General features: G+C 40.5%; 15 protein-coding genes. 8 read left to right on the forward strand and 7 right to left on the reverse strand.

Translation table 11 applies throughout. The annotated features are described in order from the left end of the window. Window positions 1-59 precede the first annotated feature (59 nt). From proS to SYN7509_RS0215355, 3 genes are all read left to right on the forward strand, one after another. Window positions 60-1,868: a proline--tRNA ligase gene (gene proS, locus SYN7509_RS0215345; RefSeq protein WP_009633071.1), complete on the forward strand. Its 1,809-nt coding sequence runs from the start codon at window positions 60-62 to the stop codon at window positions 1,866-1,868. A 164-nt stretch (window positions 1,869-2,032) separates the two neighbouring features. Continuing rightward, window positions 2,033-2,272 (forward strand): AbrB/MazE/SpoVT family DNA-binding domain-containing protein, encoded by a 240-nt coding sequence (locus SYN7509_RS0215350; RefSeq protein WP_009633072.1) that lies wholly within the window; start codon window positions 2,033-2,035, stop codon window positions 2,270-2,272. After that, on the forward strand, window positions 2,259-2,615 hold the full coding sequence (locus SYN7509_RS0215355; protein WP_009633073.1) for a type II toxin-antitoxin system PemK/MazF family toxin: 357 nt from the start codon (window positions 2,259-2,261) through the stop codon (window positions 2,613-2,615). The genes SYN7509_RS0215350 and SYN7509_RS0215355 overlap by 14 nt, the downstream gene beginning before the upstream one ends. Before the next feature lie 219 nt (window positions 2,616-2,834). On the opposite strand, the gene SYN7509_RS0215360 is transcribed toward SYN7509_RS0215355, so the two are convergent. Then, entirely contained in the window at window positions 2,835-3,398 is a 564-nt protein-coding gene (locus SYN7509_RS0215360; protein ID WP_009633074.1) for a hypothetical protein, read from the reverse strand. Between the two features lie 37 nt (window positions 3,399-3,435). Between SYN7509_RS0215360 and SYN7509_RS0215365 the strand changes: the two genes are divergently transcribed. Both SYN7509_RS0215365 and SYN7509_RS0215370 read left to right on the forward strand, forming a co-directional pair. Then, on the forward strand, window positions 3,436-4,248 hold the full coding sequence (locus SYN7509_RS0215365; protein ID WP_202807239.1) for an LmeA family phospholipid-binding protein: 813 nt from the start codon (window positions 3,436-3,438) through the stop codon (window positions 4,246-4,248). Window positions 4,249-4,260: 12 nt separating this feature from the next. Continuing rightward, a complete protein-coding gene (locus SYN7509_RS0215370; RefSeq protein WP_009633076.1) occupies window positions 4,261-4,863 on the forward strand; it encodes a GerMN domain-containing protein in 603 nt (200 codons plus the stop codon). Between the two features lies 1 nt (window position 4,864). On the opposite strand, the gene SYN7509_RS0215375 is transcribed toward SYN7509_RS0215370, so the two are convergent. The 3 genes from SYN7509_RS0215375 to efp form a co-directional block, all read right to left on the reverse strand. After that, on the reverse strand, window positions 4,865-5,257 hold the full coding sequence (locus SYN7509_RS0215375; RefSeq protein WP_009633077.1) for an ArsR/SmtB family transcription factor: 393 nt from the start codon (window positions 5,255-5,257) through the stop codon (window positions 4,865-4,867). Between the two features lie 70 nt (window positions 5,258-5,327). Beyond that, the gene (accB, locus tag SYN7509_RS0215380) at window positions 5,328-5,864 is read right to left on the reverse strand and encodes an acetyl-CoA carboxylase biotin carboxyl carrier protein (protein WP_009633078.1); all 537 of its coding nucleotides are present in this window, start codon (window positions 5,862-5,864) and stop codon (window positions 5,328-5,330) included. Between the two features lie 61 nt (window positions 5,865-5,925). Then, entirely contained in the window at window positions 5,926-6,483 is a 558-nt protein-coding gene (gene efp, locus SYN7509_RS0215385; RefSeq protein WP_009633079.1) for an elongation factor P, read from the reverse strand. 483 nt (window positions 6,484-6,966) lie between these two features. Here efp and SYN7509_RS0215390 point away from each other — a divergent pair, with 483 nt between their 5' ends. After that, window positions 6,967-7,632 (forward strand): SOS response-associated peptidase, encoded by a 666-nt coding sequence (locus tag SYN7509_RS0215390; RefSeq protein WP_009633080.1) that lies wholly within the window; start codon window positions 6,967-6,969, stop codon window positions 7,630-7,632. A gap of 2 nt (window positions 7,633-7,634) precedes the next feature. Here the strand turns inward: SYN7509_RS0215390 and SYN7509_RS0215395 are convergent, their stop codons facing one another. Then, on the reverse strand, window positions 7,635-8,000 hold the full coding sequence (locus SYN7509_RS0215395; protein WP_009633081.1) for a DUF1823 family protein: 366 nt from the start codon (window positions 7,998-8,000) through the stop codon (window positions 7,635-7,637). A 168-nt stretch (window positions 8,001-8,168) separates the two neighbouring features. On the opposite strand from SYN7509_RS0215395, the gene SYN7509_RS0215400 reads away from it, so the two are divergent. Then, window positions 8,169-8,543, forward strand: coding sequence for an acylphosphatase (locus SYN7509_RS0215400; RefSeq protein ID WP_084610680.1), 375 nt, complete (start codon window positions 8,169-8,171; stop codon window positions 8,541-8,543). Window positions 8,544-8,699: 156 nt separating this feature from the next. Further along, entirely contained in the window at window positions 8,700-9,746 is a 1,047-nt protein-coding gene (locus SYN7509_RS0215405; RefSeq protein ID WP_009633083.1) for a 3-deoxy-7-phosphoheptulonate synthase, read from the forward strand. A gap of 4 nt (window positions 9,747-9,750) precedes the next feature. Here SYN7509_RS0215405 and ggt read toward each other — a convergent pair whose 3' ends face one another. Continuing rightward, window positions 9,751-11,268: a gamma-glutamyltransferase gene (gene ggt, locus SYN7509_RS0215410; protein WP_009633084.1), complete on the reverse strand. Its 1,518-nt coding sequence runs from the start codon at window positions 11,266-11,268 to the stop codon at window positions 9,751-9,753. Between the two features lie 3 nt (window positions 11,269-11,271). After that, entirely contained in the window at window positions 11,272-12,435 is a 1,164-nt protein-coding gene (locus SYN7509_RS0215415) for a pyridoxal phosphate-dependent aminotransferase (protein ID WP_009633085.1), read from the reverse strand. Between the last annotated feature and the right edge of the window lie 132 nt (window positions 12,436-12,567).

Here is a 12,567-nt window from a genome sequence, read left to right on the forward strand (position 1 = left end):
AATTGCGAAGCCCTGCGTGCGCGCTTGCGCTATCGCCAAACAAAGATAGGTTACGAGCAATGCGACTTTCAAAAATGTTATTTGTTACTCTGCGGGAAGATCCTACAGAAGCAGAAATTCCCAGTCACAAATTATTACTCCGAGCGGGTTATATCCGTCGCATTGGTAGCGGTATCTATGCTTATTTACCCTTAATGTGGCGCGTATTGCAAAAAGTCTCCCAAATTGTGCGCGAAGAAATGAACGCCACAGGGGCGCAAGAATGCTTATTACCTCAAATCCAACCTGCGGAATTGTGGCGAGAGTCTGGGCGCTGGGATACCTACACTAAAGCCGAAGGAATTATGTTTTCCCTTAAAGATCGTCAAGATCGCGAATTAGGTTTAGGGCCCACCCATGAAGAAGTAATTACTACTGTAGCCCGTGAAACTATCCGCTCTTACCGTCAATTACCCGTACATCTCTATCAAATTCAAACTAAGTTTAGGGATGAAATTCGCCCCCGTTTTGGACTGATGCGCGGACGAGAATTTATTATGAAAGATGGTTACTCTTTCCACACCGATACTGAAAGCCTGAAAAAAACCTACGACGATATGCACCAGGCTTATAGTAATATGCTTCGCCGTTCGGGTTTGGCATTTCGAGCCGTACAAGCAGATTCAGGAGCGATTGGCGGTTCTGGTTCGCAAGAATTTATGGTACTAGCGGAAGCTGGAGAAGATGAGGTACTTTACACCGAAGATGGACAATACGCCGCCAACGTAGAAAAGGCTGTATCTTTACCACCAACGGCGGAAACGTCCCCTTTTACAACCTACGAAAAGCGAGAAACTCCAGGGACTGAAACTATAGAGAAAGTTTGTAAGTTACTAGATTGTTCGCCAACAACCTTAGTTAAAAATGTCCTATATCAGGCAGTTTATGACAATGGCATGACAGTTTTAGTTTTAGTTAGCATTCGTGGAGATAGAGATGTTAACGAAGTTAAGCTACAAAACCATTTAACTAATTTAGCTAGTCAATACAGCGCCAAAAATGTTTTAGCTTTAACTGTTCCCGATACCGAAGCACAAAAAAAATGGGCGGCTAAATCTTTACCATTGGGTTACATCGCGCCGGATATTGGCGATGATTATATAAAGAGCGATCGCACTATCCATCCCAAGTTTTTACGCTTAGTCGATGAAACTGCTGCTTCTCTGCAAAACTTTGTCACTGGCGCAAATGAAGCTAATTACCACGTAGTCGGCGCAAATTGGGATCGACAATTCCCCAAACCCTCACAGGCTATAGATTTACAAAAAGCAAGATCCGGCGACTTCTCAACCCATAATTCTACTCAAATCTTACAAAGTGCTAGAGGTATTGAAGTCGGGCATATTTTTCAACTAGGAACTAAATACTCGCAAGCCTTGGGAGCTACCTACACGAGCGAACAAGGGGAGGAATTGCCCTTAGTAATGGGTTGTTATGGTGTGGGGGTATCGCGTCTAGCACAGTCGGCGGTAGAGCAATCTTATGATAAAGATGGGATTATTTGGTCAGTTGCGATCGCGCCTTATCACGTAATTATCTGCATTCCCAATATTAGCGACACTCAGCAAGTAGAAACAGCAGAAAAACTCTACACAGATTTAAACGCCGCCGGAATTGAGACTTTACTAGACGATCGCAACGAACGAGCGGGAGTTAAGTTTAAAGATGCTGATTTAATCGGTATACCTTACAGAATCGTTACCGGGCGCAGCCTGAAGGAAAATAAAGTAGAAGTTGTAGACAGAAAAAGCCGCCAATCTCAAGAGATCCCAATTGATGAAGTAGTAGCTACTTTGAGTCAATGGATTAAAGCCGCCTTGACTGCTTGAAATATTCGGCAATTTGCCAACTCCTAAGCTTGCACTTTTACGGGTGCTTTCAGGAGTTCAATATTTTGACTTCAAGTAGACGAAATTACGGTTGTATATGTATACTCATTGTATATATGTAGAAAATTAGATAAATATACATAAAATCAATTGGAGTCTTAATTATGGCTGCTCAAGTTGCTAAATGGGGGCATAGTTTAGGTATCCGTATACCCGCACCAATAGCAAAACAAGTCCATCTAGAAGAAGGGACTGATATAACTTTCGCTGTTGTTGGCAATAGCCTTGTAATTCGACCAAAGCGGCGTAAATATACTCTTGACGAACTTCTTGAGGGGATGACTCCAGACAATCTTCAATCCGAAATTGATATGGGAATGCCTGTAGGTAATGAAGTCTGGTAAGCCAACAAAAATTTACGTTCCAGAACGAGGTGATATTGTAAAACTAGACTTTAGCCCTCATCTGGGACACGAGCAGGGATTTAAACGCCCTGCTATTATTTTGTCACCGAGTCAGTATAACAAGCTGGCATCCTTAGCCGTGATGTGTCCAATAACTGAGCATTCAAAGGGCTATCCCTTTGAAGTCGAATTACCAGAAGGAATGAAAACGATTGGTGTTGTTTTAAGCGATCAAATTAAAAGCTTTGATTGGAAAGCACGTCGAATTAGATTTGCTGAAAAAGCCCCAACAGAATTACTTGAGGAAGTATTAGCCAAGCTGGAAGCTTTACTATCTTATTAACCTTTGGCGCGATCGCTTCTTTGCTCTAAGCTTAAAATATCACTTCATTATCTCCCACTTCCACACCGTTCGATCTTCTGGATTGATACTTTTCGATAAAGTAGTTGAAAGAAAAATCCGCCAATCTCAAGAAATCCCGATTGATGAAGTAGTAGCTACTTTAAGTCAGTAGATTAAAGCCGCCTTGATTGCTTGAAGTATTGTGGAGGGCTTCAACTTCTAAGCTTGTACTTTTACGGGTGCTTTTAAAAGCTCAATGTTTTTAATTGCAAGGATACCACTACTTTCAAAAGCAACAACAATCTGAACTTTCGTAGGAGTAGTATCTTTTTTAAAATGGGCGCGAACTTCAAAAGAACGCCAATTTTCAGTTTGTGAAATGTTTGTTGACCAAAATCTCATTATTTTAATCCCTTGCTGCTTGCACAAACCCAAATTTAGTGCGATCGCTTTTTCGGTATTTAGTGCCTTTGCTTGAAATCGACAAGCAAGCACGCATTCTGCGTCTGTTGGTTCGGCAATTTCAAATAAAATAACTTTCCGTAGCGGATCTGTTGTATTGAGGCGAAAAGAATTATCATCGTAGGCTTCAATCTGCCAGCTTTCGCCTACAACTGCAATGCCTCCCTTAGTGATGGTTGGGTCGGCGATTGTAAATTGATGAATGAGTGTAAATGGTTCTTTGGCTTCAGGAACAGCAAAACGTTTTTCAAGCTCCTTTGTAGCTTCCTGGACTTTAGAACCAATCAGGCTTGTGAAGTTCTTAAAAAGATCGTCAAACATAGGAATCTATTGGAACAATACTTGTATTATTCCCAAATTGCAGGCTAAAACTACAGTGGAATTTATCACAATCTTGCTATCTAGCCTCTTAGGTTTAGTTGCGCCTACAGGCTTAGTTGTGGAAAAAGTGGCAACTAATGCCGTGCGATCGCAATTTACCCAAGTAGAAAAGCTACAAGTCCGCATAGATAACCCACCCAGTCATCAACTATTGGTTGGTAAAGTTCAAAAAATCCGCATCGCTGCTAGAGGTTTGCTGCTTAAACAGCCAGCTATTCGCCTAGCAGTATTGGAAGTAGAAACCGATCCGATTAACTTAGATATTTCTAGTATCCGAGGAGGAAAGCCAACTTTAAAGCAACCTTTGCAAGCCGGGATACGTCTAGTTGTCAATTCCCAAGACATCAATCAATCTTTAAAATCTCCTGCGGTGGTAGACAGGTTGCAAAACTTAGGGCTTAATATCCTTCAAACCCCCTCTAGCGACCAACAACGCTATAACGCCGTCAATCCCTGTGTAAAATTTTTACCTAATCGATTGCGATTGCAAGTAGAACTAACCGAAGCTAATGCCCCACCTTTAGCAATTAAAGTAGAGTTAGGACTAAATATTGTTGCTGGGACGCAAATTCAACTTGTTGACCCCGTAGTATATGTAAACCAGGAGAAAGTACCACAACAAATTGTTGATGCGATCGCCAATAATTTCAATAAACAACTCAATCTCGTTCATCTAGAAGCTTACGGTCTTCAAACTAGAATTTTAAAATTAGCCGTAAGTCAAGAAAAGTTAGAAATTGCTGCCTTTGTGCGAGTAGATAATTCTTCACCCTTTTTTAAAAAGTCTTAGGAGACAGCCAAAATGACACGACAACAAAGAGTTAATGGTATTTCTGGAGGTGCGATCGCTTTTGCCACTACCGCCGCCTTAGCGGCGGGTGGTGGGCTTGCTTGGTGGAGTTTTCAACCCACTAATACTATTACACCAAACATTACGCCCAATGTAGTCCAAAATTCCCCACCGCCAGCTACAGTACAATCTACTACGGCAAGAATCTACTTACTTAAAGATACGGGCAAAAATTTAGAGCTTGTCCCTACGCCCATAGAAATCAATGCCGAACAGCCAAATGCTGTTTTAACCGCAGCCTTTAATAGTTTACTTACACCTGCTGAGAACGCCACAGTCAGCAGTACGATTCCTGAAGGTACAAAACTTCGCAGCTTGAAAATTCTTAATGATGGTATTCACGTCGATTTATCAACAGAATTTACAACTGGAGGCGGTAGTGCCTCTATGACTGGTCGTTTGGCACAGGTTATTTACACGGCAACAACCTTACAACCAGAGGCAAAAGTGTGGATAGAGGTGGAGGGCAAACCATTAGAAATTTTAGGCGGTGAAGGCTTAGAAATAGAGCGACCTATGACACGCCAAAGCTTTGAGGAAAACTTTTCGCTCTAATTCATGAATAAGGCAAGCCTCTTGCCTCTTGCCTTTTGCTTGCTCCCTGTCCCTTGCCATTGAGAACGCGAAATTGATGGGCTTGCTGTTCGATTCGATTAGCCAAGCGATCGCATACTTGATTACATAATTCAAAAATCATTTCGTCTTCTACCCGGTAATAAGCACAAGTTCCTTCGCTGCGACGGCTCAAAATGCCTGCCTGCCACATTATTTTTAAGTGCTTCGAGACATTAGCTTGACTTGTATGAGTCGCCTCTACCAGTTCTTGGACACATTTTTCGCGATCGCGAAGCAAATTTAGCAGACGCAAACGCATCGGTTCGCTTAGGAGGCTGAAGTATTCAGCTACTTGTTGCACAATTTCTGATGGACCAGATATTGCTGATTTCATTAAGATCACCCTAAAAGCACTGATCCCAAGATTTTAGCAAGGAATTGGAAATCCAACCGTTTATATTCTTTCAGTTTGGATTAATTCGCATCAAAGGTTGCCCGTATTCTATCGGTTCGCCATCTTGAACGAGGATTTGGATCACTTGTCCAGATACCTCGGTTTCAATCTCGTTCATCAGTTTCATTGCTTCAATAATGCAAACGGTTTGACCGAGACGAATGCGATCGCCAACTTCCACAAAAGCGGCTTCTCCCGGAGCCGGGGCGCGGTAGAATGTGCCGACCATTGGCGAAATCACCTCTACAGATTTTTGCTCCATTGGTGGCGCACTCACGGGCATCTGTACTTCTGCTGCCGCATCGGTGGCGCGGCGCTCGACTAATTCTTGGGAATTGGTAGCCGTTACCGATGGCAAAGTCGCCTTTAAGCCCTCTGTTGCCGCTAATCCTGGAGAAATTTCTTCCCTCACACTAGAATTTTTGCGAATTGTCAATTCAAACTCATCGCTTTTGAGGGCAAACTCGGTAATATCGGTTTGAGAAATTGTAATTAAAAGTTGGCGCAGTTCGTTAAAATCGAGTAGCACAGCAAGTATTGACCTCATTTATTCGCGATCGCAATATTTTTCTATTCCAGAAAAATGTTGCCATTAAACCAATTTATCTTTATTCTCGCCCTTGGTAGCTATCGGTACGAGTATCAATACGAATGCGTTCGCCAGTAGTGATAAACAACGGCACCATAACCATTGCCCCCGTTTCTACCGTAGCGGGTTTTGTCCCACCTGTTGCCGTATCGCCCTTAAGTCCGGGATCGGTTTGGGTGATTTCTAAAACTACTGTATTTGGCAATTCAACTTCTAATATTTGTTCGTCCCAGCGTACGACGTTTACTTCCATGCCTTCTTTAATATACTTAACGCGATCGCCAATTTGTTTTGCGCTCAAGCGGCTTTCTTCGTAAGATTCCATATCCATAAACACGTAGTCATCACCTTCTTTATAGGTATGCTGCATAGTGCTTTTTTCTAAATTCGCTTGAGGTACGGTTTCCCCTGCTCTAAAGGTGCGTTCAATAACACTGCCAGAGGCGGAGTTTTTTAGTTTCGTGCGCACGAAAGCTGAACCTTTACCCGGCTTAACGTGGAGAAATTCTACCACTCGCCAAACGGCACCATCTAATACAATTGTTACACCCGGTCTGAAGTCGTTACTAGAGATCATGAGGAAATTGGCTGAAATTTTTTGCAGTACAATCGGCATATATTGTACCGCTTGGAGGGGACAAGGGCTGAGATAACTAAAAATTCAAAATTTTTAGTTGCAAACTTAACTTGGCTAAACTAAATTTTCCTTCGAGTATTTTGGGGTTAAGCATTTGGCACAATTTAGCTTTTGGGAGCAGATACAAGTGTTAATTCTCGTGCAAAGATATCTTTCAATCCACTGTCTTTGGCGCGGCTAAAATCCTAGGGTTGCTAGAACTCCCGGCTAATCATGAAGTGGCGACAATAAAAAGCATAAAAAAGCTGAGTTTAATTTAGGTTGGATAGCACTTTTTCCCATAAAGTCAAAAATACAACAGTTGAAAACACGCCTTTACTTTTTCGCTTAACAAGCAACCAAAAGGTTTTAGCTAGTGATTGAACTAAACTATAAAATCTTTTAAGGTGAAAACTAATATAGAATTTTAGGGTTGTAAATTTTATGTGTGGAAGATTTACTTTAAGTCAGCCAATTGATGCGATCGCATCGGCGTTTAATCTCCGCCAAGTTCCACCTTTAGAACCACGCTATAATATTGCTCCTACTCAGCTAGTCCCTGCTATATTGCAACCATCCGCACAAAATGAAAAGCAATTACAAATGCTTCGTTGGGGTTTAATTCCCTCTTGGGCAAAAGAGCCGAATATTGGAGTCAAACTAATTAATGCTAGGGCGGAAACCGTCAGCGAAAAACCATCTTTCAAAGCTGCTTTTAAGCGGCGGCGATGTTTAATAGTTGCGGATGGATTCTATGAATGGCAACGTCAAGAAGGCAAGAAGCAACCTTACTATTTTCGGCTAAAAAACTTACAAGCGTTTGCCTTTGCAGGTTTGTGGGAACACTGGCTTTCGCCTGATGCACAAACAATTACTTCTTGTACTATCTTAACTACCGAAGCTAACGATGTATTACGTCCTATCCATGACCGAATGCCAGTAATTATCGATCCGAAAGACTATCTTCTTTGGCTAAATCCAGCGATACAAACTGAGCAGTTATTGCCTCTTTTGCGCCCATATCAAGCCGATTTAATGACAAGTTATGCTGTTAGCAACAAAGTTAATAGCCCTAAAAACAATACTCCCGAATGTATTAATAGTTTATAAACTTAGCGATGGAGTTTTAAATAACTTAGTAGCCAGTTAGCTGCCGTAGCTCGGCGAGTGTGTCTAGGGGTAAATTCTCCTATTTTGTAACCTTTAAAACCTAGTTCTTCTTTAAGTAATTGTTTATTTTCTGGAGGAATAGAGCGAGTTAGTTTTACTGTAGCTGGACGGTTTTCTAAAAAGTTTGGTGGCTCAGGATATTCATCGCGCCAATCGGAAATGACATTATTATTATTCCAAGCTGCTGTTTGCTGGTTGTAGCTATAACCCAAGTAATGCCAAACTAACTTGTTGACAGTAGCATCATCAATTTCATCATTTAAAATAGCCCAAATAGTATTTGTATTTAGGGAGGGTAAATCAGTCATAAGTTTTTTATAGAGCTAAAGGTTACTATTAATAGTAATAACTTAGTAAAGAAAACAAAATAATTAACTTTTTTGAATAACCAATTAAAAACTCTTGTGTCTACCAAAACCGTTGAGACAGACTACTGGATTGTCATTGCTACGGTAGAACTGTTAAGTTAAAGAGAAGTGCCTATTCGTAGTAGTTTTGACGGATTAGTAGCAAAAGGTGCGATCGCGTTACAAAACTGCAACAATCTACTTAAATTCATGCCAAATTCACCCCCTCAAGCTCAACTAATTCGATATCATGTTTTAGGATCGGGAAAAGTACAGGGCGTTGGTTATCAAAGGTCAGTTATGCAAGCAGCCAAGAACTTTAACCTCAAGGGGTGGGTAGGAAATCTACTAGCTGCTATTGAGGCGGTTTTTACAGGAAATATCCGCGATACTGATCAAATGCTTGGCGGGTGTCGTCAAGAAAATTCAAGGGTGCAAGTTAAAGGTATTACCGTCAAACAAGAAAAGCCAGAAGGAATACAAAGCTTGAAAATTCGCTGTTAGTGCCGTTTTAGAGGTTGACTGCTAAAATGAAAAGTCCGAAAATATTTAATCAAAATCCTATATTTTTTTCATGTACTTAAACTTTTATGATTTCGCCAATCTCTAAAATAATAGTATAGCGATCGCCCTCTATCCAAAAGTCAGGAATTACTCACAATGCACAATCATTTATCTAACACTCACATTGAAAATTCTCATACTTTGATTACTCCCGAACAAATTAGAAAAATTTTGCCTATAAACGAGCAACTAGAAGAAAGTATTTTGAAGTTTAGGCGGGAAATTGAGAAAATTTTAGAATTTCAAGATAGTAGAAAATTTATAGTAGTTGGACCCTGCTCAATCCACGATACCAAATCCGCCGAAGAATACGCCCACAAATTAAAACTTTTAGCCCAAAAAGTTGAAGACAAACTCTTGCTAATTATGAGAGTTTATTTTGAAAAGCCACGGACAACAGTTGGTTGGAAAGGATTAATTAACGATCCAGATTTGGATGATTCTTTTCAAATTGAAAAAGGCTTGTTGACGGCGCGGAGATTGCTAATAAAACTTGCAGAATTAGGCTTACCCACAGCTACCGAAGCCCTTGATCCAATCATACCTCAATACATTGGTGAATTAATTTCTTGGTCAGCTATTGGAGCGCGTACCACTGAGTCACAAACTCATAGAGAAATGGCAAGCGGGCTATCTATGCCTGTAGGTTTTAAAAATGGTACAGATGGCAGTATTAAAGTAGCTTTAAATGCTTTAGAATCAGCTAAAAATCCGCACAATTTTCTAGGGATTAATCCTAAAGGTCAAGTAAGTAGTTTCAAAACTAAAGGTAATGCCTACGGTCATGTTATATTACGTGGCGGTGGTAGTAAGCCTAATTTTGAAGCTGAAAGCGTCAAAGATGCGGAAGAAAAATTGAAGCAAGCAAATTTACCTCCCAGAATTGTTATTGATTGCAGTCATGGCAACTCAAACAAAGATTATAAATTACAATCTGGAGTTTTTGAAAATGTAATTAAGCAAGTTTTAGAAGGCAATACTTCTATTGTAGGGATGATGTTAGAATCCAATTTATATGAAGGAAGCCAATCAATTCCTAGCGATTTACAACAGCTTAAATATGGCGTTTCTGTAACAGATAAGTGTATTAATTGGACAGAAACCGAGCGAATTATTTTGGCGGCTTATGAAAAACTGAAGTAAATATTTATATAGATGCGATCGCACCATTGCGGCGGCGATCGCCAGCTCCGGTAATAATACCTTCAAGTTCCATCGCTGTATGTACTCCACCGAAAAACATATTTTGCCTGTTCCATAGAATAAGGCGATCGCTTTCTAAGTCTGCTACTTTTTGAGTAAATCCTGGTTCTACATTTAATACCTTATTTTCCCAGTGTATCCGAGGACTATTTACAGCCAAGTCTACAGGCATTTTAAAATCAATTATATTAGATATTACTTGTAAAATCGCGGTTCTAATCCGGTTAGAACCGCCCGATCCTAGAGCAATTTCTGGTTGATTGTTTTTAAGTACAATTGTGGGAGACATCATCGAGGAAATTCTCACATTTTCTTGCCATTGATGAAATCCGTAAGGATTCAAATCTTCTTCTCCTAGCATATTATTCATCATTATGCCTGTACCAGGAATTACATAACCGCAACCTTCACCGTGAGAAGTGGTGGTACTTGCAGCATTTCCTTCGGCATCAATAACACTAATATGAGTAGTGCTGCCCCACTTATTTACAGACTTAGTTAATTGCTGTTCGTATTCACTAATATGTTCAGTATCTAAAAAGCTTTGTTCAATTTCTCTATCTTTTCTAGCAGCATTTGTAAGCCGCATTACTTCTGTTAGTATTTGTAAATGCTTAGGCGTACCAAATTCAATATTACTTAAATCAATTTTTGCTAGTAATTCTAAAGCAAAAGCAATTAATGTTCCGCCAGAACTAGGATAAGGATTAGTTAAAAATAGATTATTTCTGTAGTTTATTTCTAAAGGTTCTCTCTCGATAACTTGGTAATTTTTTAAGTCTTCTAAAGTTAAATAACCGCCAGATTCTTGACAGTCTTTTACTAATTGATGGGCAATTGCACCTTGATAAAATTCTTCTACGCCCGCCTCTACCAAATAAGCTAAAGTATTAGCAAAATCTTTCATAAAGAACGTTTCACCAGTTTTAAGCATTTGCCCTTTTGGTGCATATACATTCTTCATTTCTGAAGACGCAAAAATAATCGGTTCAAGAATACTTGCAGAGTAATGTTGAAAGTTCTCTACTTTTATGCCATTTTGTGCATAGTGAATGGCGGGTTCGGCTACAACTTTAAAAGGTAACTTACCCAATTTCTTATGTACGTGAAAAATTCCGCCAATATTTCCTGGTACAGCCATCGCACCTAAACCGATATGAAATTCTTGAATCGCATCACCAAAGTTGATATCAATAGGATAAAAATCTAGCTTAGTATGCAGTTTTTTGGAACGGGGAGTTTGCGAGAAAAAGTCAAATAGAATATTTTTGTTAGCTTGAGTATGAGCTAATAAAAAGCCCCCACCCGCCGCCGATGTCAGGGTAGATTCGGTTACAAAAGACGCTAAAACTGCCGCCGCCGCCGCATCAAAAGCATTACCGCCTAGTTGCAACATTTCAATCCCTGCGGCAGCCGTTTTTTGATTGCCCGCCGCAATTGTACCGCGTGTAGGTTTGAACATAAATTAACGCAAACTACTAACAAACTTATCTAACCTATCCATGCCCTTCTCAATAGAGGTCATGTCGGTAGCATAAGATAAACGAACATGGTCATCTGCGCCAAAGGCTACACCAGGAATTGCCGCTACTTGCTGAGTTGCCAATAGTTGTTTGCAAAACTCTAGAGAAGTTAACCCAGTTTTGCTAATGTTAACGAACATATAAAAAGCACCATCGGGTTTAGCACAGGTAAGTTCGGGAATATCGTTGAGGCGGTGCAACATTACCTTACGCCGTTCTATAAAAGCTTGACGCATTTGTTCAACGCAATCTTGGGAACTTTGCAACGCAGAGATCGCGCCATACTGAGCAAAGGTGCAGACATTAGACGTGCTATGTCCTTGAATTGTACTTACAGCTTTAATTATTTCTGTCGATCCTGCCAAGTAGCCAACCCGCCAACCAGTCATAGAGTAGGCTTTAGCAAAGCCACTACTAATAAAAGTGCGATCGCCTATTTCTTTACCCAAAGAAGCAATGCTAATGTGTTTTGCCTCATCGTAGATAATTTTCTCGTAAATTTCATCAGAAACAACTAAAATGTTTCGTCTTACTACAACCTCTGCGATCGCCTCAATTTCCGATGGTGTATATACAACACCTGTAGGATTAGAAGGGGAATTAAGGACGAGTAACTTAGTTTTGGGTGTAATGGCTAAATTTAACTGTTCTGGCGTGATTTTGTAGCCTGTATTTGCCGTATTGACAATAACTGGTGTTCCAGAAGCTAGTTTAACCATTTCGGGATAACTCAACCAGTAAGGCGCGGGGATAATTACCTCGTCTCCTACTTCTATCAGCGCCAACATGAGGTTAAACAAGCTATGTTTACCGCCATTAGTGACAATGATATTTTCTGCTTGGTAGTCAAGATTATTGTCCGTTTTCAACTTTTGGGCGATCGCACTTCTTAATGCTGGTTCTCCCGCCGCCGCGCCATACTTAGTTTTACCTTCATCTAAGGCTTTTTTTGCCGCCGCTTTAATATGTTCTGGTGTATCAAAATCTGGTTCTCCAGCACTAAAACTATAAACCTCAATTCCCTCCGCCTTCATCGCCTTGGCTTTAGCCGCGATTTCTAAAGTTATTGACGGCGTTACCTCACCTACTCTTGCTGCCAGCTTCATATCTGCTTTACTGATGGCTTATTTCTAATCTATTTAGGATAGCCCAGAGTTGCAGTCTGAGTCTGTGTTTTTTACTGCGGTAATTGGAGAAGTGCGATCGCAGGAGCAAAAATTTGTAGTAACAGGCAGACT

This window comes from Synechocystis sp. PCC 7509 (assembly GCF_000332075.2).
Lineage (GTDB): Bacteria > Cyanobacteriota > Cyanobacteriia > Cyanobacteriales > Chroococcidiopsidaceae > Aliterella.